Below are 21,691 nucleotides of genomic sequence, written 5' to 3'. Positions count from 1 at the left end.
CGCTCCCCGCCGCCATCGGCTCCGCGACCCCGGCGACCGGGCTCAGTGCCCGGCGTCGTAGGAGTCGACGATCCGGACCTCTTCCTCGGTCACCTCGCCGTCCGCGATCCGGTACGACCGGAACTCCTCGGTGCCCTCGGCGCGGGTCGACACGAGCACGTAGTGCGCGTTCGGCTCGGAGGCGTAGGAGATGTCGGTGCGGGACGGGTACGCCTCGGTCGCGGTGTGCGAGTGGTAGATCACCACCGGCTCCTCGTCGCGGTCGTCCATCTCGCGCCACAGCTTCAGCTGCTCCTGCGAGTCGAACCGGTAGAACGTCGGGGACCGCTCGGCGTTGGTCATCGCGACGTACCGGACGGGCCGGTCGGACCCGATCGGGCCGGCGATGATGCCGCATGCCTCGTCCGGATGGTCGGCGCGCGCATGCGCGACGATCTTCTCGACCAGGGCACGCTCGATCGTCAGCATGCCCGAAGGCTACCGCCCCGGCGGGCGCGCGCCTCACCCGCCGTCGAGCCGGACGTGCAGCCGGATCTGGGTGCCGCCCGCGCCGGACCTGATCTGCACGATGTGGCAGAGCCGGCGCACCGCCCACATCGCGCCCTCGGCGTCGCGGCCGCCCGGCCCGTCGCCGGCGGGCGGGAGGCGCGGCGGGGTGTAGCCGAGGAACCGGTCGGTGAGCGCGCGGCCGGGACCGGCCACGTCGCAGACCAGCTCGCCGGCCTCGGCCCACAGCCGCACCGAGCCGTGCCCGCCGCCGTCCCGGACGATCATCGTGGCGACCTCGTTCACCGCCAGCACGAGCGGCAGCGTCCGGCCCTCCGGCAGTCCGAGCCGGGCGGCCCCGGCGGCGAGGAAGCCGCGCAGCGACGGCAGCCCGCCCGCGCCGAACGCCCGGTGCGCGGCGGCGGTCGGGGGCGGCGGCAGCGCGCCCGCGTTGCATTCGGCGTAGTACTCGGCGGGGTCGGTGTACGCGGGGCTGGGGCGCGGGCCGTCCGGGCCGGTCAGCTCCGGGTGCGTGCGGGCCATGCCGTCCAGCACGTTCCGGGGCAGCGACGCCGTGTCGTAGGCGCACATCATCATGGTCGGGGTGCCGGCGAACACCACGTTCAGCAGCGACTCGTGCCGCTGCCACTCGCGCGTCTCCAGCGGCGTCAGCCCGTCCCACACCGGCTCGGCGAGCAGCCGCAGCCGCCCGCGCGGCCACCAGTCGGCGCGCATCCGGTCGTGGTAGCCGGCCAGCGCCCGCATCGGGCCGCCGAACCAGTCGCCGGAGTCGATGAACTCGATCCCGGTGCAGGTCTCGGCGCCGAGCTGCTCGCGCAGCGTCACCCGGACCGGCTCCGACGCGATCACCACCACCGCCTCGCCCGCGCGCCGCCCGGCCCGCAGGTACGGGACAGCGGTCAGCGCCAGCTCGCGCGGCCAGCCGTACGGCACCGCCCGGTGCACCAGCGCGTCGCGGCCGCCGGTCTGCGGCGGCGCCTCCGGCAGGACGTCGCGGGCCTGCGGCGGGCCCGCCCGGTGAGCGCTCATCGCGCCCCCTCGCGGACGATCCCGGGCACGCCCTCCCAGCCGGTCACCCGCATCATCATCTCCACGCAGCGGGGCGCCGACCGCAGCACGACCAGCCGGTCGGGGACGATGCTCCACTCGTTCACGCCGACCAGCGCGCGCAGCCCGGCCAGGTCGCAGAACTCCACCCCGGCCAGGTCGAGGCACACGTGCGCGGCGCGGTCGTCGAGCCCGCGCAGCGCCGCCAGCAGCCCCGGCAGCGTCGACTCGTCGATCGAGCCGGACAGCCGGAGGCCCGGCGGGGCGAACAGCGGGTCGATCCGCAGCGCGCCGTCGTCGAAGACGGCGTCGGCGCCGGCCCGCCCGCCGTGGCACGCGTCCAGCGCGTCCGGCAGGCCGGACCCGAACCAGCGCCGGTCGAACTGGCACAGCGCCATCGCGTCCCCGGTCCGCGCCACCGCCCGGCCCACGGCGTCCTCGAACGCCGCGAACCCGTCGGTGCCGGGCCAGCCGCGCGACGCCGGCGACGCCTCGACGGTCACCCGGACCCCGGCGCCCCGGCCACCGGCCGCCGCGATCATCTCGCCGGCCGGGCGCCCGGCGGTGGCGGGCACGGCCAGCCGGCCGTCGTTGAGGGCCGCGAGCAGGTCGGGGTCGTCCGCCGCGAAGACCGCCCGCAGCCGGTCGCGCACGGCCTCCGCGGGCTCGCCGTCGGCCAGGTAGAGCAGGGCGTGCCCGGCCCGCAGCCCGCCGCGCAGGTAGGCCGCCAGGACGGCGTGCCGTTCCGCGCCGTTGTCGTAGGCGAGGTAGAGGTGGTCGCCGAAGCGCATGCCGCCGACCGCCGTGCGGTTCCCGCCTGCCATGCGCGACACGTCCCTCCGCTCGCCGGGTCCGGGCCCGGGGTCACCCGGTCCGTTCCTCGACCGACACGCCCGACCGCGCCAGCAGCCCGGAGGCGCGCAGCCGGCCGGCCAGCTCGGGCGGGGCGCCGCGCAGCAGCAGGCCGCGGCCCGCGCCGAGGCCCGGCCGGTCCGCGTCGGCCAGCAGCCGCAGCCCGGCCTCGTCCCAGCCGGTCAGGCCGTGCAGGTCCAGGCAGAGCAGGCCCGCCGTGGACGCGACCGACGCCAGCACCTTCTCCGCGGCCGGCGCGGTCGCCGCGTCCAGCACCCCGGCCAGCGCCGCGCCCGGCGGCGCGAAGGTCGGCGTGATCCGCAGCGCGCCGTCGTCGTAGTGGTCGTCGGCCCGCACCCGGCCCATGTGGGCGCCCTCCATCACCGCCAGCCGCGGCTCGTCGAACCAGCGGCGGTCGAACTGGCAGATCGCCATCGCCTTCAGGTCGGTGGTCATGAACGCCTGGTCGAGCATGCGCTCGAAGTCGCCGTGCCGCTCGGTCCCGGGCCAGCGGCGCAGCGAGAACCGCGCCTCCCCGGCGATCCGGACCCCCGAGTAGCCCTGGACGAGCGCCAGGTCGATCTCCGTGGCCATCAGCCGCAGGCTCTCGTCCGGGTCGAACCTGCCGCTGGCCAGGAACGTCTCCTCGGCGGTGCGGACGACGAAGTGCCCGGCGTCCAGCGCCGCGGCGAAGTCGAACGGGTCGTCCTCCTGCGGGCGAGCGGCGTCGGGCCCGGCGCCCGCCCGGCCGCCGAGCCAGGCGGCGACCTCCCGCGCGGGCACCGCGTCGGAGATGTAGATCACCTTGTGGCCCGCGCGCACCCCGTCGCGGACGTAGGCGGCCATGACCGACCGCCGCTCGGCGTCGTTGTCGAAGAAAAGGCACAGGTGGTCGCCCAGCTCCATCGAGCCGACGGGCTTGCTGTGACCGGTCGTTGCCGGCATCGCGCCCTCCGGTTGGCTAGCGGCCCGCCTTCGCGGCGGGACTCGGCGGCGTCCCCTCACCCATCAGTGGACACCACCGAGGGCGTCCGCGTCCCGACAATCGGTGATGTCGCGGATGGCCGGGTGCGGACGGGAACGCCCGCCCCGCGGGCGCCGGAGTCGCTGTCAGGGAGCCGCTACCAGAGGGCGCGGACGAGGCCCTCCTGCAGCATCGTCAGCCAGTCATAGGCGGCGAACATCGGCGCGCGCGGGTCACGCGGGTCGAGCTGCTCGGCCTCCTCGTACCACTCCTCGCTGATGTCCAGCCGGGTGCCGAGCGCCAGCCGCACGTCGTTCAGCGCGCGCAGCCACATCTGCGCATGCTCCTTGTCGAGGACGATGTCGGCGCCCGGGTCCTTCAGCTCGTCCAGCACCGCCTGCGCCGCCTCGCGCTTGCCGTCCCGCAGTCCCATCTCGGTGTAGCGGCGGAACTCCCCGGCCGCCTCGCCGTCGTCGCGGTAGGCGTCGGGGAACAGCCGCGCCAGCACCGGGTCGTCCGGCTTGACGGCGTTCTCGGTGATGCCCACGGAGGCCAGCTCGCCGTCGTCGCCCGGGGTGTCCCCGAGGAGGGTGACCAGCTGCTCCATCAGCGCCCGCACCAGCGCCGTCTCCTCCGGCTCCAGCCGTACGACGATGCCCTTGCGGGTCTTCTTCACGTTGCTCATCGGATCGCTCCGCCCAAAGCTTCGCCGGGGATCAGTCGTCCCTTTTCACGGTGGCCCACAGCCCGTAGGAGTGCAGGATCTCCACGTCCCGCTCCATCTCCTCCCGCGTGCCCTTGGCCACGACGGCCCGGCCCTTGTGGTGGACGTCCAGCATCAGCTTCTCGGCCTTGCTCTTGGGGTACCCGAAGACGGTCTGGAACACGTACGTGACGTAGGACATCAGGTTGATCGGGTCGTTCCAGACGATCGCCAGCCACGGCCGGTCGGCGCGCACGTCCTCCTCGGCGTCGGGCCGCTCCAGCTCGACCGGCGCGGGTGCCGTGCTCATGATCCCCCTCCGCCGCTCACGACGTTCATCGGCCGTATCCCCCTTCCCCGCGTTGTCGGGCCGCCCACGCACCCGATGCTATGCGTCCCCGCGCCGTCGGGTGCGATCTTCGCCCGTCGCCCGCGGCCCGTCCGCGCGCTGTGCGCCCCCCTCCGCGCCCCGCCGGGAGGCGCCGCCGGGTGTGATGACCTCCATGTCCATGGTGCCCGCACCTGGCCATAGGGTTCCACTTGTGGACCTTGACGACGGCACCGCACTGCTGACCGACCGGTACGAGCTGACGATGCTGCAGGCCGCGCTGCGCAGCGGGACGGCCGGCCGGCGCGCGGTCTTCGAGGTGTTCGCGCGCAGCCTGCCCGCCGGCCGCCGCTACGGCGTCGTCGCCGGCACCGGGCGGCTGCTGGACGCGATCGAGGCGTTCCGGTTCGACGCCGCGGAGCTGGAGTTCCTGGCCGCCAACGGGATCGTGGACGAGCCGACGGCGCAGTGGCTGGAGAAGTACCGCTTCTCCGGGAACGTCTGGGGCTACGCCGAGGGCGACTGCTACTTCCCGGAATCGCCCATCCTGGTGGTGGAGGGGACGTTCGCCGAGGCGGTCCTGCTGGAGACCATCGTGCTGTCGATCCTCAACCACGACTGCGCGATCGCGTCGGCCGCGTCCCGGATGGTGCAGGCCGCGCAGGACCGCCCGATCATCGAGATGGGGTCGCGGCGCACCCACGAGCGCGCCGCCGTCGCGGCCGCCCGCGCCGCCTACATCGCCGGGTTCACCACCACCTCGAACCTGGAGGCGGGCCGGCTCTACGGCGTTCCCACGGCCGGGACGAGCGCGCACTCCTTCACGCTGCTGCACGACAGCGAGCGGCACGCGTTCGAGGCGCAGCTGGCGTCCCTGGGCGAGAGCACGACGCTGCTGGTCGACACCTACGACGTCGAGCGGGCCGTCCGGACGGCCGTGGAGCTGGCGGGCCCGTCGCTGGGCGCCGTCCGCATCGACAGCGGCGACCTCGGCGTGGTGGCCCGCCGCGTGCGCGAGCAGCTCGACTCGCTCGGCGCGCACGACACCCGCATCGTGGTGACCGGCGACCTCGACGAGTACGGCATCGCCGCCCTCGCGGCGGCGCCGGTGAACGGCTACGGCGTGGGGACGTCCCTGGTGACGGGGTCGGGCGCCCCGACCGCCTCGCTCGTCTACAAGCTCGTCGCCCGCGCCGACGGCCCGGACGAGGACGCGCCCATGCGCCCGGTCGCGAAGCGGTCCACGGGCAAGCCGAGCCGCGGCGGCCGCAAGGGCGCCGTCCGGCGCATCGACGCGCACGGCACCGCCTACGCCGAGACGGTGTCGATCGGCGAGCCCGCCCCGGGCCGGCGCGACCGCGTGCTGCACGTCCCGCTCGTCCGCGACGGCGAGATCGTCGGGCGCGAGTCGCTGCGGGACGCCCGCGAGCGGCACGTCCGCTCCGTCGCGGAGCTGCCGCCGACCGCGCTCCAGCTGTCCAAGGGCGAGCCGGCCGTCCCCACCGAGTTCGTGGACGGCGGCCCGCGCGCCTGACCGGCGCACGGCGGACGGCCGGGCGGGACACTGAAGGGCACCGGGGGCGCTGGGGTAGCGTCGACGGCGGGGAGAAACCGGCAGAGGAGCGGTCGTGGGCAAGAAGGCTCTGATCATCGTGGACGTGCAGAACGACTTCTGCGAGGGCGGGTCGCTGGCCGTCGGCGGCGGCGCGGGCGTGGCGGCGGCCATCTCCGGCCACCTCGCCGAGCGCGGCGCCGGCTACGCGCACATCGTCGCGACCCGCGACCTCCACCTCGACCCGGGCGACCACTTCTCCGACCACCCCGACTACGTCGACAGCTGGCCCCCGCACTGCGTGATCGGCACTCCCGGCGCCGACTTCCATCCCGCGCTGACGCTCGCCCCCATCGAGACGGTGTTCAGCAAGGGCCGCGAGAGCGCCGCCTACAGCGGCTTCGAGGGCGTCTCCGACGACGACGTCCCGCTCGCCGACTGGCTGTCCGCCCGCGGCGTCGACGCCGTGGACATCGTCGGGATCGCCACCGACCACTGCGTCCGCGCCACCGCCGTCGACGCCGCCCGCGCCGGGCTGCGCACCACCGTGCTGCTCGACCTGACGGCGGGCGTCGCCAAGACCACCGTCGACCGCACCCTCGACGAGCTCGGCCGCGAGGGCGTGACCCTCTCCGGCGACCCGGTCGTGGGCGCCTGAACCGTGAGCACCCCCCGAAAGCCCACGGTCATCCTGGTCGCCGGCGTGTCCGGCAGCGGCAAGACCACCGTCGGGAGCCTGCTCGCCGAGCGGCTCGGCTGGGACTACGCCGAGGCCGACGCGTTCCACTCCGCGGCCAACATCGCCAAGATGCGCGCCGGGCACCCGCTGACCGACGCCGACCGCGCCCCCTGGCTGCGCGCCATCGCCGCCTGGATCGACGACCGGCTCACCTCCGGACGGCCCGGCGTCGTCACCTGCTCGGCCCTCAAGCGCGCCTACCGCGACGAGCTGGCCGGCGGCCGGCCCGGCGTCCGCACCGTGCTGCTCGACGGCGACCGCGACGTCATCGCCGAGCGGATGCGCAGGCGGCACGGCCACTTCTTCGGCGCCGACCTGCTGGACAGCCAGTTCGCCGACCTCGAGCGCCCGGCCCCGGACGAGCACGTCCTGACCGTCCCCGTCACCGACTCCCCCGAGGAGACGGTCACCCGCATCATCAAGTCCCTGGACCTGACGCCCGAGCACTGAGGTCAGGCGCGCTTGGTGGCCCATTCGCGGATCTTGGTGATCCGCGCGCGGATCTCCTCGGCGCTGGCCTGCGGGACGGGCGGGCCGCCGCAGGCGGAGCGCAGCTGGCTGTGGATCACGCCCTGCGGCTGGCCGGTGCGGTGGTTCCACGCGTTGACCAGGCCGTTCAGCTCCTTGCGCAGGGCGTGCAGGTCCTCGGCGGAGGTGCGGTCGGCGCGCGGGTCGCCGGTCTTGCGCCGGCGCTCGTTGGCGATCTGGTCGGCCTGCCGCTTGCGCAGCAGCTGCGTCACCTGCTCGGGCTCCAGCAGCCCGGGGATGCCGAGGAACTCCTCCTCCTCGGCGGAGCCCGGCTGGGCCTGCATGCCGAACTCGCCGCCGTCGTACAGGACGCGGTCGAACGTCGCGGACGCCTCGACCGTCTCGAACGGCAGCTCCTCGCCGACGTCCGGGGAGTCCTGCTTGCGGTTGGCCTCGGCGAGCAGGTCGTCGTCGAGGCCGTCCTCGCGGACCGGCCGGTCGAGGACGTGGTCGCGCTCCTCCTCCAGCTCGGCGGCGTGCCCCATCAGCGTGGGCACCGACGGCAGGAACACCGACGCGGTCTCGCCGCGCCTGCGGGCGCGGACGAAGCGGCCGACCGCCTGCGCGAAGAACAGCGGCGTGCTGGTGGAGGTGGCGTAGACGCCGACGGCCAGCCGCGGGATGTCGACGCCCTCCGACACCATCCGGACCGCGACCATCCACCGGTCCTCGGTCTCGCCGAACGCCTTGATCTTCTTGGACGCGGTCGGGTCGTCCGACAGCACGATCGTGGCGCCCTGCCCGGTGACCGCGCGCAGCATCTTGGCGTAGGCGCGGGCGGCCTCGTGGTCGGTGGCGATGACCAGCCCGCCCGCGTCCGGGATGGCGCGGCGCAGCTCGGTGAGCCGGCGGTCGGCGGCGGCCAGCACCTGCCTGATCCAGTCGCCCTTGGGGTCGAGCGCGGCCCGCCACGCCTGCGCGGTCTGGTCCTGGGTGAGCGGCTCGCCGAGCGTCGCGGTGATCTCGTCGCCGGCGCGGGTGCGCCAGCGCATCTCCCCCGCGTACGCCAGGAAGATGACCGGGCGGACGACCCCGTCGGCGAGCGCCGGGCCGTAGCCGTAGGTGTAGTCGGCCCGGCTGCGCCTGATCCCGTCCGGGCCCTCCTCGTAGCGGACGAACGGGATCGGGTTGATGTCGGTGCGGAACGGGGTGCCCGACAGCGCGAGCCGCCGGGTCGCCGGCTCGAACGCCTCCCGGACGGCGTCGCCCCAGGACAGGCCGTCGCCCGCGTGGTGCACCTCGTCGAAGATCACCAGGGACTTGCGCTGCTCGGTGCGGTTGCGGTGCAGCGCCGGCCGCGCCGCGACGGTCGCGTAGGTGACCGCGATGCCGTGGAAGTCCTTGCCGACCGGGCCGTCGCCGTTCTGGTACTCCGGATTGATCCTGATGCCGACCCGGTCGGCGGACTCGGCCCACTGCCGCTTGAGGTGCTCGGTCGGGCAGACGATGGTGAGCGACTGGACGATCCGCCGGTCCAGCAGCTCGCGGGCCAGCCGCAGCGCGAACGTCGTCTTACCGGCGCCGGGCGTGGCGACGGTGAGGAAGTCGCGCGGGCCGGGCCCCTGCCCGTCCGCGCCGAAGTAAGCCTCCAGCGCCTGCTGCTGCCAGGCGCGCAGGGACTGCGCGGTCCCCCAGGCGGCCCGCTCGGGGAACGCGGGGGGCATGCTCGATGCGGCGAAGGTGCTCACGGTCATAGCAGGCTACCGAGACCCACCGACAGATCGCGCCGCCCCGGCCTCCCCTGTGCCGCGATCCACACTCCGGCGACCCCGTTTGCGCCCGTGCCCGTGCCGCCGCTTCGGGACCCGGTAGGCGGCCCACGCGGCCCGGATGCGGCGGCCCTGACCTGCGGTGAAGCTCCGCATGCAGGAGTCGAAGCCGTAGTTCATGAAGTTGTGCACCGGGTCGTCGCCGCGCTGCGGGCAGGTGTCCTTGTAATGCGGGCATCCCTGCGCGGGCGTCGCCTCGTACGGGGTGTCGGACACCCCGTCGCCCGGCGGCGTGCAGCCGCCCTGGAACGTGTGCAGCAGCCCCAGCCAGTGCCCGATCTCGTGCACGGCGGTGTAGCCCCGGTTGAAGCGCCGGTACGTCCCGTGCGGGAGGCTGCGGTAGTCGACGACGACGCCGTCCAGGCGCGGGCTCCTGCGATACCACTGCGGGAACGTGGAGAAGCCCAGCACGTCGCTGCCCACCGCTGCGGTGTAGAGGTTGAGCGTGCCGCGCCCTCCCTTGCGCAGCCGCTGCTTGATGCGGCGCTCGTACTTCTGCGGGTGGTAGAACCAGGCGGCCTTGTTCGTGACGTCGTAGTGGACGAGGCGGAACCGAACGCCGGTGTCCGCGCCGCCCATCCGCCCGCCGTAGGCCGCGTTCAGCGTGGCGATCTGGCCGCGCACCGACGCCGCGGACAGCCGGCCGCTCCGTCCGGCGGCAAGCGTGTGGAACCGCACCGGGACCGTCAGCCGGACCCTGCGCCGCCCCGCGTCGGACCTCTGCGCGTCGGACCCCTGCGGGCCCGGCCACTGCGCGTCGAACCGCGCCTCGTCCGGCGTCCCGTACCGCTCGCGCAGCGTGCCGCGCAGGTCCGCGAGCATCGCGACGACCTGGTCGCGGGTCAGCTCCCCGGCCCGGTCGCGCGGCCGCGCCGCCCGCGCCGCCGCCCCCGGGACGCAGTCGCCCTTCCCGGCCGGGACGGCCTCGCGCTTCCCGGCCGGGACGGCCTCGTCCTTCTTGGCCGGGGCGGCCGCGCGCGCCCCCATCGCACGGGCCCGCCCCCGCGGGCCGTCACTCATCGAAATCGGTACCGCACACGCTGTGACCATCAGTGCGCACACCGAAACCCCGGCGAACCGCCGCATCTGTCCCCCGTATGTCCCTGTTTGTTCAGAAAAGCAGTGTGGAAACGCGGCGGCCCCGCGGCCGGGCGTCCGCCTGCCGGCGCACGCTCGACCGCGGGGCCGTCACGGGCGCACGCGGGCCTCGCGCGTCGCCGCGCGGCCCGGCGCCCTCATCCGGCGCTCAGCCGGCCGTCACTCGCCGTCCTTGCCGCCGCCCGGCTGCATGGACTCGTAGATCTCCTTGCACTCCGGGCAGACCGGGTACTTCTTCGGGTCCCGGTTGGGCACCCAGACCTTGCCGCACAGCGCGATCACGGGCGTGCCGGTCACCGCGCTCTCGGTGATCTTCTGCTTCTTCACGTAGTGGGCGAACCGCTCGTGGTCGCCGTCACCGTGCGAGAGGTCCGGCCGGACGTCCTGCTGGGTGTCGCTCTCGGGAAGGATCTTCGTACTCACGTCCATCACCTTAGTTCAGCGTCGCTAGTTCAACGTCGGGTCCTCGGGGAAAGTGGAGACGAACGCCAGGTCACCGCCCTGCCTGCGGAGCACCTCCTGCCACAGCCGGTCCGGGTCGGCGGCGAACACGTCGCCCGCCTCGGCCGGCACCAGGTACCAGGCGCCGTCCTCGATCTCGCCGCGCAGCTGCCCGGCCGACCAGCCGGCGTACCCGGCGAACACCCGCAGCTGCAGCAGCTCCGGCGCCAGCAGCCCGGGCGGGGCCTCCAGGTCGACCAGGCCGACCCGGGCGACCTCCGAGCCGCCCTCCAGCGCCCGCCAGCCGAGCGGCTCGTCCTCACCGGGCAGACGGGCCAGGGCGAGCGCGTTGTCCAGCGCGACCGGGCCGCCCTGGAACACCACCGAGGGGCCGGTCACCAGCTCGGCCCACGGCGGCAGCACCCGGTCGACCGGAATCTCGGTCGGCCGGTTGAGGACAACTCCGAGCGTGCCCCCGTCCACATCGTGCTCGACCACCAGGACGACGCTGCGCCTGAAGTTGGGATCCTCCAATTGCGGGGTCGCGACCAGCAGAAGCCCCACCCTGATGCCGTCTTCCATGGGTTCCATCATGCGTTGCGCGGACCTCCCACGGCACGTCCCCCCGCTCGTTAGCCTGTTAGGCATTCCTAGCGATGGGGATATCGGCACCACAACCGCCTAGGTTGAGAATGATCCCGGATCATCCGGCCGCCCGCTCGACGCCCCCCGCGGGTCAGGAGGACAGCGATGCAGTTGCCCAGGGTCGTCATCGCCGCAGTGTTTCTCGTGATCGGAGCACTGATCGCCATCCCGGCCCTGACGAACTCGTCGGGCTCGGGCGCGCGGGCCTCCTCGACGGCCTCGGCCTCGCCGAGCCCGAGCACCTCCGGCACCGGGACGACGCCGTCCCCGTCCGGCTCCACGTCCCACAAGCCGACGAAGTCCCCGACGAGCCGCCCCCCGAGCACGCCGACCACCGGCGGCACGTCGCAGCCCGTCACGGCCTCGATCGGGTCGGTGTCCTGCCCGTCGCGCTCGGTCCGCGTCACGATCCGCAACACCGGGACGCAGCGCGAGGACTTCACCGTCGTCAAGAACGACGAGAGCGCCACCGTCCCCGGCACCGTCGCCGCGCACGACAGCAGGACCCTCACGGTGAAGCTCGAGGAGGACCGGCGCACCCTCGTCCAGGTCGACTGGGCCAACCAGCGGCTCGAGAGCCGCACGCTCAAGGCCAACTGCAAGCACGCGGGCGCCGCGCCGAACAAGACCGCGCCGAACAAGCTGCCGCACACCGGCCCCGACACCGTGCTGTGGGCGCGGGCCGCGACCGGCGTCGGCGTGATGCTCACCGGCGTCGTCATCTTCTGGTACGGCGGGATCTGGCCGCGCCGCCGCGAGCAGATCTTCGCCAAGAAGAGCGACTAGGCTATGCCCGGCCTAGGCCCCGCCGGGCCCGTTCTCGTCAGGCCTCCGTGCGGGGGCGGCCGCCGGCGGCCTCGCGGACGGCGCCGGCGACGCGGGACGCGACATCAGGGTGGAACACGCTCGGCACGATGTAGTTCGGGCCGAGCTCGCCCGGCGTGACGACCTCGGCGAGCGCCTGCGCCGCCGCGGCCAGCATCGCCTCGGTGACGCCGTTCGCCTGCGCGTCCAGCAGCCCACGGAACACCCCGGGGAACGCCAGCACGTTGTTGATCTGGTTCGGGTAGTCGCTGCGCCCGGTCGCGACGACGGCGGCGTGCTCGCGCGCCTCGTCCGGCGACACCTCCGGCTCCGGGTTGGCCAGCGCGAACACGATCGCGTCCTTGTTCATCGTCGCGATGTCGTCGCCGGTGAGGATGCCGGGCGCGGAGACGCCGACGAACACGTCCGCGTCCTTCACCGCGCCGCGCAGGTCGCCGGAGTAGCCGGCGGCGTTGGTGTGGTCGGCGATCCAGCGCAGCGAGTCGTCCAGGTCGTCGCGGCCCTTGTGCACCGCGCCCCGGTAGTCGCAGACGATCAGGTCGCGCGCGCCGGCGTGCATCAGCAGCTTGAGGATCGCGGTGCCCGCCGCGCCCGCGCCCGCCATCGTGATGCGCACGTTCGCGATGTCCTTGCCGACGACCCGCAGCGCGTTGGTCAGCGCCGCCAGCACGCAGATCGCGGTGCCGTGCTGGTCGTCGTGGAACACCGGGATGTCCAGCAGCTCGCGCAGCCGCCGCTCGACCTCGAAGCAGCGCGGCGCGGAGATGTCCTCCAGGTTGATGCCGCCGAACGCGGGCGCGAGGATCTGCACCGTCCGGACGATCTCGTCGGTGTCCTGGGTGTCCAGGCAGATCGGCCAGGCGTCGATGCCGGCGAACCGCTTGAACAGCGCCGCCTTGCCCTCCATCACCGGCAGCGCCGCCTCCGGGCCGATGTTGCCGAGGCCGAGCACCGCCGACCCGTCGGTGACCACCGCGACGCTGTTGCGCTTGATCGTCAGCCGGCGGACGTCCTCGGGGTTGCGGGCGATCGCCAGCGACACCCGCGCGACGCCGGGGGTGTAGGCCATCGACAGCTCGTCGCGGTTGCGCAGCGGCACCTTCGACTGCATCTCGATCTTGCCGCCGAGGTGCATCAGGAAGGTCCGGTCGCTGACCTTGTGGATCTTGATCGCGTCGATCTTCTCCAGCGCGCTCGCGATCGCCTCGGCGTGCTGGGTGTCGCGGGTGGCGATCGTCACGTCGATGCGCAGCGTCTCGTGCCCGGCGGTGTTGACGTCGAGGGCCGTGACGATCCCCCCGGCGTTCTCGACCACGTGCGTGATCTGGCTGACCGCCCTGCCGCCGGCCGGGACCTCCAGCCGGACGGTGATGGAGTACGAAACGCTGGGCACGCTCGCCACGACAACCTGCTCCCTCTTGCTACCGGGTACGTCCTCGTCCCGGCCGCCGCGTCCCTGGTGGGCACGCACGCCCGGGGGCCGACGCCCTCTCCGCCGGGCGGCTCACAGCGCCCGGGCCGCGGCCGCGATCAGGTCGGCGGCGGCGGGCACGGGCAGCCTCGTGGTGTCGATCACGAGGTGGTAGAGCCGCGGATCGGCGGGGTCGGCCCCGTAGAAGTGCTTCACGTAGGCCGTGCGGGCGCGGTCGTTGTCATCGAGCATACGCTCAACATCGCGGTCCGGCGTCCCGGTCGCCTCACCCGGACCCCGCGTCCCGCCTGCGGCGCGGCCACCGCGCCCGCCCGCGGCCCGCGCCGGCTTCCCCGCGCCCTTCGCCAACTCCCGCGCGACGACCGCGAGCCGGCGCTCGCGCGGGCCGTCCAGCCGGACGTGCAGCACTCCCGGCCGGTCGGCGAGCACGATGGCGGCGGCGCGGCCGAGCAGCACGCCCCCGCCGCGCTCCGCCGTGCGGTGGATGAAGCGCTCGGTGTGCTGGACGAACTCCTCGGGCCGCAGGATCACCTGCTCGGGCAGGTAGACGTCCATGGCGCCGAGCGCGACGTTCGGCAGCCGCGCCGCGCCCGCGAGGATGCGGCCGATGCCGCTCTCGGCGCGGCCGTCGTGCGCGAGCGCCTCCTCCAGCGTGCAGCCGATCTCCCCGGCGACCTGGACGGGGATGGCCCGGTCGAGGAACGGCAGCGCGAGCCGCTCGGCGACGGCGGGCCCGACGAGGTCGCCCCGCGCGCCGAACGCGGCCGAGATGGTCACGACACGAGCGCTCACACCGCACCCATGCCCGATTCCGCGCGAAGCAAGGCCACAAACCCCCCGAACTAGGCCGATCCGCCGCTGCTGCGGCCGGACGCCGGCCACCACGCGAGCGCGTTATCTGACCGGTGGGGGCGAAGCCGAAGGCGAGCCCCCACCGGGAAGCTCGCGAAGCGAGGTCGCGCTCGCCCAATCACGGTCAAGGGCCGAGCCGCCAGGCGAGGCCCTTGGGCCGGGATTTAAAAGAGAGCAGCCTGGAGGGAGCGGCGGGCCTTGCCCACGCGGGGGTCGTCCGGCGGCAGCAGCTCGAACAGCGACAGCAGGTGCGTGCGGGCCGCGTCGCGGTCGTCGCCCGCGCTGCCGCGCACCGCGGCGAGCAGCCGCCCGAACGCGTCGTCGATCCGGCCGGACACCATCTCCACGTCCGCGGCCTGGATCTGGGCGCGCACGTCGCCGGGCTTGTCGGCGGCCTCCTGGACGGCGCGCTCGGCGTCCAGCCCGCGCACCCGCAGGCTGAGCTCCACCAGCGCGAGGCCCTGCTTGGCCTGGCCGTCCCTCGGGTTGCCGGCCAGGACCTGCTCGAACGCGGCCTTGGCGCCGTCGAGGTCGCCGCGCTGCAGCGCGTCCTCGGCCGCCGCGTAGACCGAGTCGGCCGGGGAGGCGGCCTGGCCCTGCGCCGCGGCCTCGCCCTCCGGGGCCTCGGGCAGGATGCCCTCCTGCCGCAGCGCCTCGAAGAGCTGGTCGATCGCCTGCCGGACCTGCGGCTCGGGCGCCGCGCCGTTCAGGAACGGCAGCAGCTGCCCGGCGACGACGGCCGCGACGAACGGGATGCCGCGCACGCCCATCTGCTGCATGTACGCGCCGAGCTGCGGGTTGGCGTCGATGTCGACCTTGGCGAGGATCCACTTGCCGGCCGCCTCGGTGGCGAGCTTCTCCAGGATCGGGCTGAGCTGCTTGCACGGCCCGCACCAGTCGGCCCAGAAGTCGACGAGCACCGGGACGGTCTGCGACCGCTCCACGACCTCGGTGTTGAACGTCTGGTCGGTGACGTCCACGACGTACTGGCCGCCCGCGCCGGCGCCGGCTCCGCCGGCCGGAGCGCCCGCGGGCGCGGCGCCGGCCTGCGCCCGGCGCTCCTGCTGCTTCCTGGTGGCCGCCTGGCGGGCCCCCAGGTCAATGGCCCCGTGCAACGAAAAGTCCCGAGAAGGCATGGGTCCATCCTGCCCCATGACCGCGCCCGCCGGTGCCCCCGTCCGCTGCGAGCGGAGCGCGCCGCCGGCCGGCCCCGCCCGCGACGCCCCGGTCCGAAGGCATGCCGACGCAATTGTCCGCCTTTTTTGAATTCTCACCTTCGGTCGGTAGGCAAAGAATCCAGGCGTCCTGCCGTAAAGGCAAAAAGATTGCTGACAGCCATCACCAAGCCCGGTTATAGTCGCGATGTCGATGCAGCGTGCGACGGCAAAAGAGATCCGGTGCCCCGGGCCCCGCCGATTCGGCCGGTCCGGCCGGCGGGCGCCGCGTGGCGCGGGGAGCGGCCACCGGCCCGGCTCAGGCGACCGTCGCGCTCGCATGACGAGCAACGGGGGGAAACAAGTGATCGCGGAGCATTCCGCGATCGTGGCCCGAGGAATGGGTGTCCGCCGCGGGGGGCGGTGGCTCCTGCGCCCGGTGACCTTCGGCGTGACCGAAGGCGTGGTCGGCTTCGCCGGTCCACCTGGTGTCGGTAAATCCACTCTGCTGGCCACGTTCGCGACCTTGCGCCGGCCCAATTCCGGCGTGCTGCACATTCTCGGGCACGACATAGCGAACGCCGCGGACCTGCGCGCTGCGCGGGCCCGGATCGGCTACCTGCCGGCCCGGTTCTCGCGCGCGGAGCACATGACGGCCGGCGAGTTCGTCGCGTACGCGGCGTACTACAAGCGCACGAGCGCGTCAGTGGCACGGTCCATCATGAAGCGGCTGGACCTCGCCGAGGCCGCCGGGACGGCGCTGTCGCTGCTGCCGCCGGACGTCCGGCTGCGCGCCGGGCTGGCCGCCGCCTGCGTGCACGGCCCGGATCTGCTGGTGCTGGACGACCCGTTCGGCGAGCTGCGGGCCGCCGCCGACCCGTGGCCGACCGGCGCGGCGGGCCCGGGCGGCTCCGCCTACTCCGCCGCGATGGCGGAGCTGGTCCCGGTGCTGCGCTCGCTCGCGCCCACCGTCCTGGTCAGCGCGGACGACACCGAGACGCTCAACGGCTGGTGCGACCGCCTGCTCACGCTGGCGCGCGGCAAGCTCAGCGAGCAGCCCACGCACTCCGCCGCGGCCCGCCGCGGCCGCACCGCCGCCGACCGCCGCGCCCGCACCGCCCCCGCGGACCACGCCGCCAATCTCCAGCCCGACCCGCACGCACCCGCGCCGCGTCCCGCCGAGCCCGAACCGCGCGCCGCGACCGACCGTTCCGCCGAAGCCGAGCCCCTGCCGGGAACCGACCACCGCACGCCGATGGACCGCCGCGCCGCGCCCGAGCACCCCACCGACGCCGACCGCCCCACCGACGCCGACCGCCTCGTGGCCGGAACCGGCTCGCGGGCGGCCGCGGAGCAGGACGGGGAGGACGAGCGGCGGGCGGGTCGCGGCGGCCAGGAGGCGGGGGCGCACGTCGCCAAGGAGCGGGTGCGGGCCCGGGTGCGGCGCGCCGCGGTGAAGCGGCGGCCGGCGCGGCTGGCGCTCCCGCACGTGAACCTGCGTCCCGCCGCGCTACGGCAGGTGTCGCTGCCCGTGTCGAGGCTGCGGTCGAGACGGGCGGCCGCGGGGAGCGGCGCCGGTGTCTGACCTCGGTCGGGTGCTCCGGCTGGACGCCCGCCGCTCGGCGCTGCTGGTCGCGGTGCCGGTCCTGTCCGCGGTCGGGACGGCGGCGGCCGGACCGCCGCTGCTGCCCTCGGTCGCGTACTGGGACAACTCCGTCGTCGCGCTGGTCAACGCGGTGCGGTTCCTCGGACCGGCCGCCGCGGGGCTGGCCGCGTGGACGGCCGTCCGGGAGCGTCCGCTCGACTACCTGCGCGACCTGACGGCCCGCTCGCCCGCCACGGGCGCGCTGCTCGACCTGCTGCTGCTGTCGGCGGCGGCGCTGGCGTCGTACGCGGTGGTGACCGCGCTGGTGGTGGTCGTCACGCTGCTGCGGCAGGAGGCCGGTCAGGCGCATCCGCTCGGCGTGGTCGCCGGCGCGGGCGCGCTGGTCCTGCACGTCGCGGCGGGCTACCTGGCCGGACGCGTCGTCCCGCATCGCGCGACGGCGGCCGTGGTGCTCGTGGTGACGGGCCTGTGGGCGATCCTGCGGGTGCCCGGGACGTCGTGGCTGAGCCTGCTCCCCCCGGCCGCGTTCAACCGCATCCACCTGTTCACCACGTTGCGCGCCGGAGTGCTCGCCTACCAGGTGCTGTGGGCGCTGGGGCTGACGGCGGCGCTGGTCCTGGGCTACGTGCTGTGGGCGACGCGGCGGCTGCTGCTCGTCCTGCCGCTGGCGGTGGCGCTGGCGGCGACGACCGGCGCGACGCTCGGGCTGCGCGGCGCCGGCGGGACGGTGACGCCGGTGGCGGCGGAGCGGGTGTGCCGGCAGTGGCCGCTGACCGTCTGCGTCCATCCGGCGCTGCGCGCGGCGCTGCCCTCGCTGATGACGGCCGTGACGCCGCTCGCGGCGCGGCTCAGCGGCACCCCGGGCGGTTTCACCCGCGTGGAGCAGCTTCCCGGCTGGGCGCCCGCCGGGGTGGCGAACGGCGTCGCGGGCGTCCATCTGGACGAGAACCTGGCGCCCGGGTATCAGGAGCGGGCCGTCCAGGGGATCAGGGACGGCCTGCTCAACGCGAGCGCGTGCGCGGCCCCCGGCCGGACGCGCGGCTACGGCGCCCTGGTGGACGCGTGGCTGCTCGGCGAGGAGCCGCCGGCGATCCGCGACGCGCAGGCGGCGCGCCGGTTCGGCTCGTGGGACGAGGACCGGCGGCGCGAGTGGCTGCGCCGGCACTTCGCCGGCTACCGGTCCTGCGCGCTGGGCCCGGCGGACTTCCGCCCGGCGGTCCGGCACGTCCACCGGGGTCCCGGGCGGACGGCGCGCGACGCCCACCGTCCCGTGCCGTCGCCCAAGGCGCCCGCGCGCAAGGTGCCGGCGTCCCGGCGGGAACTGGAGACCGCGAAGTCCCCCGCGTGACCGCGGCGGCACCCCCTGTCCGCCCCGGCCACGCGGAAGGTCAGGAGCGCCCGGCGGGCTGCGGCTCGGGCCGTCCGGCATCGGCGGGCCTGGCCCAGTGGCGCTCGACGAAGAACGGCGCCACCGGCAGCACCGCCGCGACGAGCGCGAGCACGGTGCGCTTGAGGCCCCAGCCGAGCTTCTCGCCGGCGAGGAACGCCAGCCCGACGTAGCCGAGGAACAGGATCCCGTGGATCGGCCCCATCACCTGCACCGCCACCGGCAGGTCCGCGCCGTACTTCAACGGCATGGCGATCAGCAGCAGGACCAGGAAGGACGTCGCCTCTGCGATGGAGACGACACGGAAAGCGCGCACGATGTCCACGAACCCCTCAACGCCCCGCCCCCGTTCCCGGTTTCCCGCGCCCCTATGGCCCTGCTCACAACGTCCCGCACGGGCCGTTACCAAGATGGGACGACATACCGGGCATCGGTCCGCTCTAAGGTGTTCGGCGTGGACTGGAGCTTGCTGACGTGTGCGCGCAAGGGGCACATCACCTACGCGCCCGACGAGGAGCCGTTGCGCAAGCGGCTGCTCGTGTCGTCCCCCGTGGGAGAGGCGTGGCGGTGCCTGCGCTGCGGCGCGTACGTGCACGGCGAACCGCAGGGCTCGGGCCCGGCGGACCGGGCGCCGCTGGTGAAACGCGGCAAGGAGCTGCGGGACGCGTTCATCATGCGTTTCTTCGCGGTGGAGCGGCTGATCCGCGGGCTGATCGTGGCGGTGGCGGCGTACGGGGTGTGGCGGTTCGCGGAGAGCCGCGGCTCCGTCCAGGAGGTCTTCGAGAAGGAGATCCCGCTGCTGCGCCCGATCGCCGACCAGTTCGGCTGGGACCTGGACCACTCCAAGGTCGTCACCTCGATCCGGCACGTGTTCGGGCTGCACGAGCGGACGCTGCGCTGGCTGGCGGTCGCGCTGCTGGTGTACGCGGCGGTCGAGATCATCGAGGCGGTCGGGCTGTGGCTGCTGCAGCGCTGGGGCGAGTACTTCGCGGTGGTGGCGACCTGCTTCGGGCTGCCGGTCGAGATCTACGAGCTGGCCGAGAGGGTCACCGCGCTGCGGATCGGCGCGCTGGCCATCAACATCGGTCTGATCGTCTACATCATCGTCACCAAACGGCTGTTCGGGGTGCGCGGCGGGCGCGCCGCCCACGAGGCGCATCTGCGCAGCGAGTCGCTGCTGGAGGTGGAGCATGCGGCGGCCGATCCGGACCTGTCGCGCGCGACGCGTCCGGCCGCCGGGTCGCCCGGATGAGGTGAGCGGGCGGCGAGTGCGGGAATGTGGGGGACATGTCGAAGAACGACGTGGCCCGCGAGCCCGCCCCCCAGCGCGTGCGACCCGTCCCCCGGCGCGGTTTCCTCACCGCTCTGGTGCTCATAGTGGCGACCATCGCGGTCGTCATCGTCGTGCAGCGGGCGGTGGACGGCCTGCCGCACTGGCTGAACCCCTTCCATGAGGAGACCAAGGACCGCAGCGGCCCGGTGCTGCTGCAGTCGATCCGCGACCTGAACCGCTACGAGGCCGCCAGCGGCAACTTCCAGGTCGTCGTGGACCTGGAGAAGGACGCCAAGTTCCTGCCGTCCTCGCTGCGCGGCAAGCGCACCCTGTTCGTGGGCAACGGCTCCGTCGACGCCTACGTGGACTTCTCCAGGATCGCCTCCGGCGCGATCAAGGTGAACTCCGACCGGACGGCCGCGACCATCACGCTGCCGCACGCCCAGCTCGAGCCGACCAACCTCGACACCAAGCGCAGCTACGTCTACGCGACCGAGCGCGGCCTGTTCGACCGGTTCGGCGACTTCTTCAGCAGCAACCCGAGCAACCAGCAGCAGCTCTACGTCCTGGCGAGCCAGAAGATCCAGACCGCGGCGCAGGAGAGCAAGCTGGCGGCGCAGGCCGACGCCAACACCAAGCGGATGCTGGAGAACATGCTGAGGGCGCTGGGCTTCAAGACGGTCACCGTCCAGCAGCCCAACGCCCAATAGCGGTCGCGCGCGGCGGCGCGGCGTCAGTCCTTGGCGACGCGGAGGATGAGCGCATCGCCCTGGCCGCCGCCGCCGCAGAGGCCGGCGGCGCCGACGCCGCCGCCGCGCCGCTTCAGCTCATAGGCCAGGTGCAGCGCGATGCGGGCGCCGGACATGCCGACCGGATGGCCGAGCGCGATGGCGCCGCCGTTGACGTTGACCTTCTCGGGGCCGACGCCGAGGTCGCGCATCGACTGGATGCCGACCGAGGCGAACGCCTCGTTGATCTCGATGAGGTCGAGGTCGTCGACGCTCAGCCCCTCCTTGCCGAGGGCGTGCCTGATGGCGTTGGACGGCTGGGACTGCAGCGAGTTGTCCGGGCCGGCGACGTTGCCGTGCGCGCCGATCTCGGCGAGCCAGCTCAGGCCGAGCTCCTCGGCCTTGGCCTTGGACATCACCACGACGGCGGCGGCGCCGTCGGAGATCTGCGAGGACGACCCGGCGGTGATCGTCCCCTCCTTGCTGAACGCGGGACGCAGCCGGGCGAGCGACTCGGCGGTGGTGTCGCCGCGCACGCCCTCGTCCTTGGCGAACACGATCGGGTCGCCCTTGCGCTGGGGGATCTCGACGGGCGCGATCTCGTCGTCGAACACGCCGTTCTTGATGGCCTCGGCGGCGCGCTGGTGCGAGCGGGCGGAGAACTCGTCCTGCTCCTCGCGGGAGATGCCGAGCTTGGCGTTGTAGCGCTCGGTGGACTCGCCCATGGAGACGTCGTCGAACGCGTCGGTCAGCGCGTCGTAGGCCATGTGGTCGAGCACCTCGATCGAGCCGTACTTGTAGCCGGCGCGGGACTTCGGCAGCAGGTGCGGGGCCTGGGTCATCGACTCCATGCCGCCCGCCACCACGATGTCGAACTCGCCGGCGCGGATGAGCTGGTCGGCGAGAGCGATCGCGTCGAGCCCGGACAGGCAGACCTTGTTGATCGTGATGGACGGGACGCTCATCGGGATCCCGGCCTTGACCGCGGCCTGCCGGGAGGGGATCTGCCCCGCGCCCGCCTGCAGGACCTGGCCGAGGATCACGTACTGCACCTGGTCGCCGGGGACGCCGGCGCGCTCCAGCGCCGCCTTGATCGCGTGCGCCCCGAGGTCGGCGGCGGAGAAGTCCTTCAGCGCGCCCTGCAGGCGCCCGACGGGGGTGCGCGCTCCGGCGACGATCACGGACGTGGCGGTCATGAGGGGGCCTCCAGGAGGGTGCTGCGGCGACGTTTGCCACCATACCCAGGGAAGCGGCGCGCGCT

The 21,691-nt window shown here is 74.0% G+C and carries 23 protein-coding genes; 8 read left to right on the top strand and 15 right to left on the bottom strand.

Annotated elements, in window-relative coordinates:
• Window positions 1-42 precede the first annotated feature (42 nt).
• From QP089_RS47090 to clpS, 6 genes are all read right to left on the bottom strand, one after another.
• Window positions 43-468 carry a M67 family metallopeptidase gene (locus QP089_RS47090; RefSeq protein WP_285921132.1) on the bottom strand — a complete coding sequence of 142 codons (426 nt, stop codon included), beginning with the start codon at window positions 466-468 and terminating at the stop codon, window positions 43-45.
• Window positions 469-501: 33 nt separating this feature from the next.
• Window positions 502-1,536 carry an anti-sigma factor RsbA family regulatory protein gene (locus tag QP089_RS47085; RefSeq protein WP_285921131.1) on the bottom strand — a complete coding sequence of 345 codons (1,035 nt, stop codon included), beginning with the start codon at window positions 1,534-1,536 and terminating at the stop codon, window positions 502-504.
• Complete coding sequence (locus QP089_RS47080) at window positions 1,533-2,378, bottom strand: MEDS domain-containing protein (RefSeq protein ID WP_285921130.1); 846 nt, start codon at window positions 2,376-2,378, stop codon at window positions 1,533-1,535. The genes QP089_RS47085 and QP089_RS47080 overlap by 4 nt, the downstream gene beginning before the upstream one ends.
• Before the next feature lie 40 nt (window positions 2,379-2,418).
• Entirely contained in the window at window positions 2,419-3,351 is a 933-nt protein-coding gene (locus tag QP089_RS47075) for an MEDS domain-containing protein (RefSeq protein ID WP_285921129.1), read from the bottom strand.
• Between the two features lie 176 nt (window positions 3,352-3,527).
• The gene (locus QP089_RS47070) at window positions 3,528-4,055 is read right to left on the bottom strand and encodes a DUF2017 domain-containing protein (protein WP_285921128.1); all 528 of its coding nucleotides are present in this window, start codon (window positions 4,053-4,055) and stop codon (window positions 3,528-3,530) included.
• 31 nt (window positions 4,056-4,086) lie between these two features.
• Entirely contained in the window at window positions 4,087-4,383 is a 297-nt protein-coding gene (gene clpS / locus QP089_RS47065) for an ATP-dependent Clp protease adapter ClpS (protein WP_151546078.1), read from the bottom strand.
• Window positions 4,384-4,582: 199 nt separating this feature from the next.
• Between clpS and QP089_RS47060 the strand changes: the two genes are divergently transcribed.
• From QP089_RS47060 to QP089_RS47050, 3 genes are all read left to right on the top strand, one after another.
• Window positions 4,583-5,935, top strand: coding sequence for a nicotinate phosphoribosyltransferase (locus tag QP089_RS47060; RefSeq protein WP_285921143.1), 1,353 nt, complete (start codon window positions 4,583-4,585; stop codon window positions 5,933-5,935).
• A gap of 94 nt (window positions 5,936-6,029) precedes the next feature.
• Window positions 6,030-6,611 (top strand): isochorismatase family protein, encoded by a 582-nt coding sequence (locus tag QP089_RS47055; protein WP_285921127.1) that lies wholly within the window; start codon window positions 6,030-6,032, stop codon window positions 6,609-6,611.
• A 3-nt stretch (window positions 6,612-6,614) separates the two neighbouring features.
• A complete protein-coding gene (locus QP089_RS47050; protein WP_285921126.1) occupies window positions 6,615-7,142 on the top strand; it encodes a gluconokinase in 528 nt (175 codons plus the stop codon).
• A gap of 2 nt (window positions 7,143-7,144) precedes the next feature.
• Here QP089_RS47050 and QP089_RS47045 read toward each other — a convergent pair whose 3' ends face one another.
• From QP089_RS47045 to QP089_RS47030, 4 genes are all read right to left on the bottom strand, one after another.
• Window positions 7,145-8,884 (bottom strand): DEAD/DEAH box helicase, encoded by a 1,740-nt coding sequence (locus QP089_RS47045; RefSeq protein WP_285921142.1) that lies wholly within the window; start codon window positions 8,882-8,884, stop codon window positions 7,145-7,147.
• A gap of 36 nt (window positions 8,885-8,920) precedes the next feature.
• Window positions 8,921-9,976, bottom strand: a complete 1,056-nt coding sequence (locus QP089_RS47040; RefSeq protein ID WP_285921125.1) for a zinc metalloprotease — start codon at window positions 9,974-9,976, stop codon at window positions 8,921-8,923.
• A 270-nt stretch (window positions 9,977-10,246) separates the two neighbouring features.
• A complete protein-coding gene (locus tag QP089_RS47035) occupies window positions 10,247-10,516 on the bottom strand; it encodes a DUF3039 domain-containing protein (protein WP_285921124.1) in 270 nt (89 codons plus the stop codon).
• Between the two features lie 18 nt (window positions 10,517-10,534).
• Window positions 10,535-11,110 carry a YqgE/AlgH family protein gene (locus tag QP089_RS47030; RefSeq protein ID WP_285921123.1) on the bottom strand — a complete coding sequence of 192 codons (576 nt, stop codon included), beginning with the start codon at window positions 11,108-11,110 and terminating at the stop codon, window positions 10,535-10,537.
• Between the two features lie 168 nt (window positions 11,111-11,278).
• On the opposite strand from QP089_RS47030, the gene QP089_RS47025 reads away from it, so the two are divergent.
• Entirely contained in the window at window positions 11,279-11,959 is a 681-nt protein-coding gene (locus tag QP089_RS47025; protein WP_285921122.1) for a hypothetical protein, read from the top strand.
• Window positions 11,960-11,996: 37 nt separating this feature from the next.
• Here QP089_RS47025 and QP089_RS47020 read toward each other — a convergent pair whose 3' ends face one another.
• The 3 genes from QP089_RS47020 to QP089_RS47010 form a co-directional block, all read right to left on the bottom strand.
• Window positions 11,997-13,400, bottom strand: a complete 1,404-nt coding sequence (locus QP089_RS47020; RefSeq protein WP_285921121.1) for an NAD-dependent malic enzyme — start codon at window positions 13,398-13,400, stop codon at window positions 11,997-11,999.
• 102 nt (window positions 13,401-13,502) lie between these two features.
• Window positions 13,503-14,222 carry a cytidylate kinase-like family protein gene (locus tag QP089_RS47015; protein WP_285921120.1) on the bottom strand — a complete coding sequence of 240 codons (720 nt, stop codon included), beginning with the start codon at window positions 14,220-14,222 and terminating at the stop codon, window positions 13,503-13,505.
• A gap of 224 nt (window positions 14,223-14,446) precedes the next feature.
• Complete coding sequence (locus QP089_RS47010) at window positions 14,447-15,397, bottom strand: tetratricopeptide repeat protein (protein WP_285921119.1); 951 nt, start codon at window positions 15,395-15,397, stop codon at window positions 14,447-14,449.
• 247 nt (window positions 15,398-15,644) lie between these two features.
• Here QP089_RS47010 and QP089_RS47005 point away from each other — a divergent pair, with 247 nt between their 5' ends.
• A complete protein-coding gene (locus tag QP089_RS47005; protein ID WP_353070849.1) occupies window positions 15,645-17,021 on the top strand; it encodes an ATP-binding cassette domain-containing protein in 1,377 nt (458 codons plus the stop codon).
• On the top strand, window positions 17,014-18,390 hold the full coding sequence (locus QP089_RS47000; RefSeq protein ID WP_285921118.1) for a hypothetical protein: 1,377 nt from the start codon (window positions 17,014-17,016) through the stop codon (window positions 18,388-18,390). The genes QP089_RS47005 and QP089_RS47000 overlap by 8 nt, the downstream gene beginning before the upstream one ends.
• A gap of 40 nt (window positions 18,391-18,430) precedes the next feature.
• Here QP089_RS47000 and QP089_RS46995 read toward each other — a convergent pair whose 3' ends face one another.
• A complete protein-coding gene (locus QP089_RS46995) occupies window positions 18,431-18,754 on the bottom strand; it encodes a DUF3817 domain-containing protein (protein WP_285921117.1) in 324 nt (107 codons plus the stop codon).
• A gap of 129 nt (window positions 18,755-18,883) precedes the next feature.
• Here QP089_RS46995 and QP089_RS46990 point away from each other — a divergent pair, with 129 nt between their 5' ends.
• Together QP089_RS46990 and QP089_RS46985 are read left to right on the top strand one after the other, a co-directional pair.
• Window positions 18,884-19,681, top strand: coding sequence for a DUF2127 domain-containing protein (locus tag QP089_RS46990; RefSeq protein ID WP_285921116.1), 798 nt, complete (start codon window positions 18,884-18,886; stop codon window positions 19,679-19,681).
• A gap of 35 nt (window positions 19,682-19,716) precedes the next feature.
• The gene (locus tag QP089_RS46985) at window positions 19,717-20,412 is read left to right on the top strand and encodes a DUF4230 domain-containing protein (protein WP_285921115.1); all 696 of its coding nucleotides are present in this window, start codon (window positions 19,717-19,719) and stop codon (window positions 20,410-20,412) included.
• A gap of 23 nt (window positions 20,413-20,435) precedes the next feature.
• Here QP089_RS46985 and QP089_RS46980 read toward each other — a convergent pair whose 3' ends face one another.
• A complete protein-coding gene (locus QP089_RS46980) occupies window positions 20,436-21,626 on the bottom strand; it encodes an acetyl-CoA C-acetyltransferase (protein WP_285921114.1) in 1,191 nt (396 codons plus the stop codon).
• Window positions 21,627-21,691: the final 65 nt, after the last annotated feature.

This window comes from Actinomadura opuntiae, from assembly GCF_030283205.1.
In the GTDB taxonomy this organism is placed as follows: Bacteria; Actinomycetota; Actinomycetes; order Streptosporangiales; family Streptosporangiaceae; genus Spirillospora.
The sequence above is the reverse complement of the archived record's forward strand: the minus strand, read 5'-3'. Positions and strand labels throughout refer to the sequence as shown.

Coding starts and splice junctions, on each gene's coding strand:
- QP089_RS47085 (WP_285921131.1), bottom strand. CDS start 1,536: ATGAGCGCTCACCGGGCGGGCCCGCCGCAGGCCCGCGACGTCCTGCCG.
- QP089_RS47060 (WP_285921143.1), top strand. CDS start 4,583: ATGGTGCCCGCACCTGGCCATAGGGTTCCACTTGTGGACCTTGACGAC.
- clpS (WP_151546078.1), bottom strand. CDS start 4,383: ATGAGCACGGCACCCGCGCCGGTCGAGCTGGAGCGGCCCGACGCCGAG.
- QP089_RS47075 (WP_285921129.1), bottom strand. CDS start 3,351: ATGCCGGCAACGACCGGTCACAGCAAGCCCGTCGGCTCGATGGAGCTG.
- QP089_RS47030 (WP_285921123.1), bottom strand. CDS start 11,110: ATGGAAGACGGCATCAGGGTGGGGCTTCTGCTGGTCGCGACCCCGCAA.
- QP089_RS47040 (WP_285921125.1), bottom strand. CDS start 9,976: ATGGGGGCGCGCGCGGCCGCCCCGGCCAAGAAGGACGAGGCCGTCCCG.
- QP089_RS47035 (WP_285921124.1), bottom strand. CDS start 10,516: ATGGACGTGAGTACGAAGATCCTTCCCGAGAGCGACACCCAGCAGGAC.
- QP089_RS47025 (WP_285921122.1), top strand. CDS start 11,279: ATGCAGTTGCCCAGGGTCGTCATCGCCGCAGTGTTTCTCGTGATCGGA.
- QP089_RS47080 (WP_285921130.1), bottom strand. CDS start 2,378: ATGGCAGGCGGGAACCGCACGGCGGTCGGCGGCATGCGCTTCGGCGAC.
- QP089_RS47070 (WP_285921128.1), bottom strand. CDS start 4,055: ATGAGCAACGTGAAGAAGACCCGCAAGGGCATCGTCGTACGGCTGGAG.
- QP089_RS47005 (WP_353070849.1), top strand. CDS start 15,645: ATGTCGATGCAGCGTGCGACGGCAAAAGAGATCCGGTGCCCCGGGCCC.
- QP089_RS46985 (WP_285921115.1), top strand. CDS start 19,717: ATGTCGAAGAACGACGTGGCCCGCGAGCCCGCCCCCCAGCGCGTGCGA.
- QP089_RS47045 (WP_285921142.1), bottom strand. CDS start 8,884: ATGCCCCCCGCGTTCCCCGAGCGGGCCGCCTGGGGGACCGCGCAGTCC.
- QP089_RS47090 (WP_285921132.1), bottom strand. CDS start 468: ATGCTGACGATCGAGCGTGCCCTGGTCGAGAAGATCGTCGCGCATGCG.
- QP089_RS46980 (WP_285921114.1), bottom strand. CDS start 21,626: ATGACCGCCACGTCCGTGATCGTCGCCGGAGCGCGCACCCCCGTCGGG.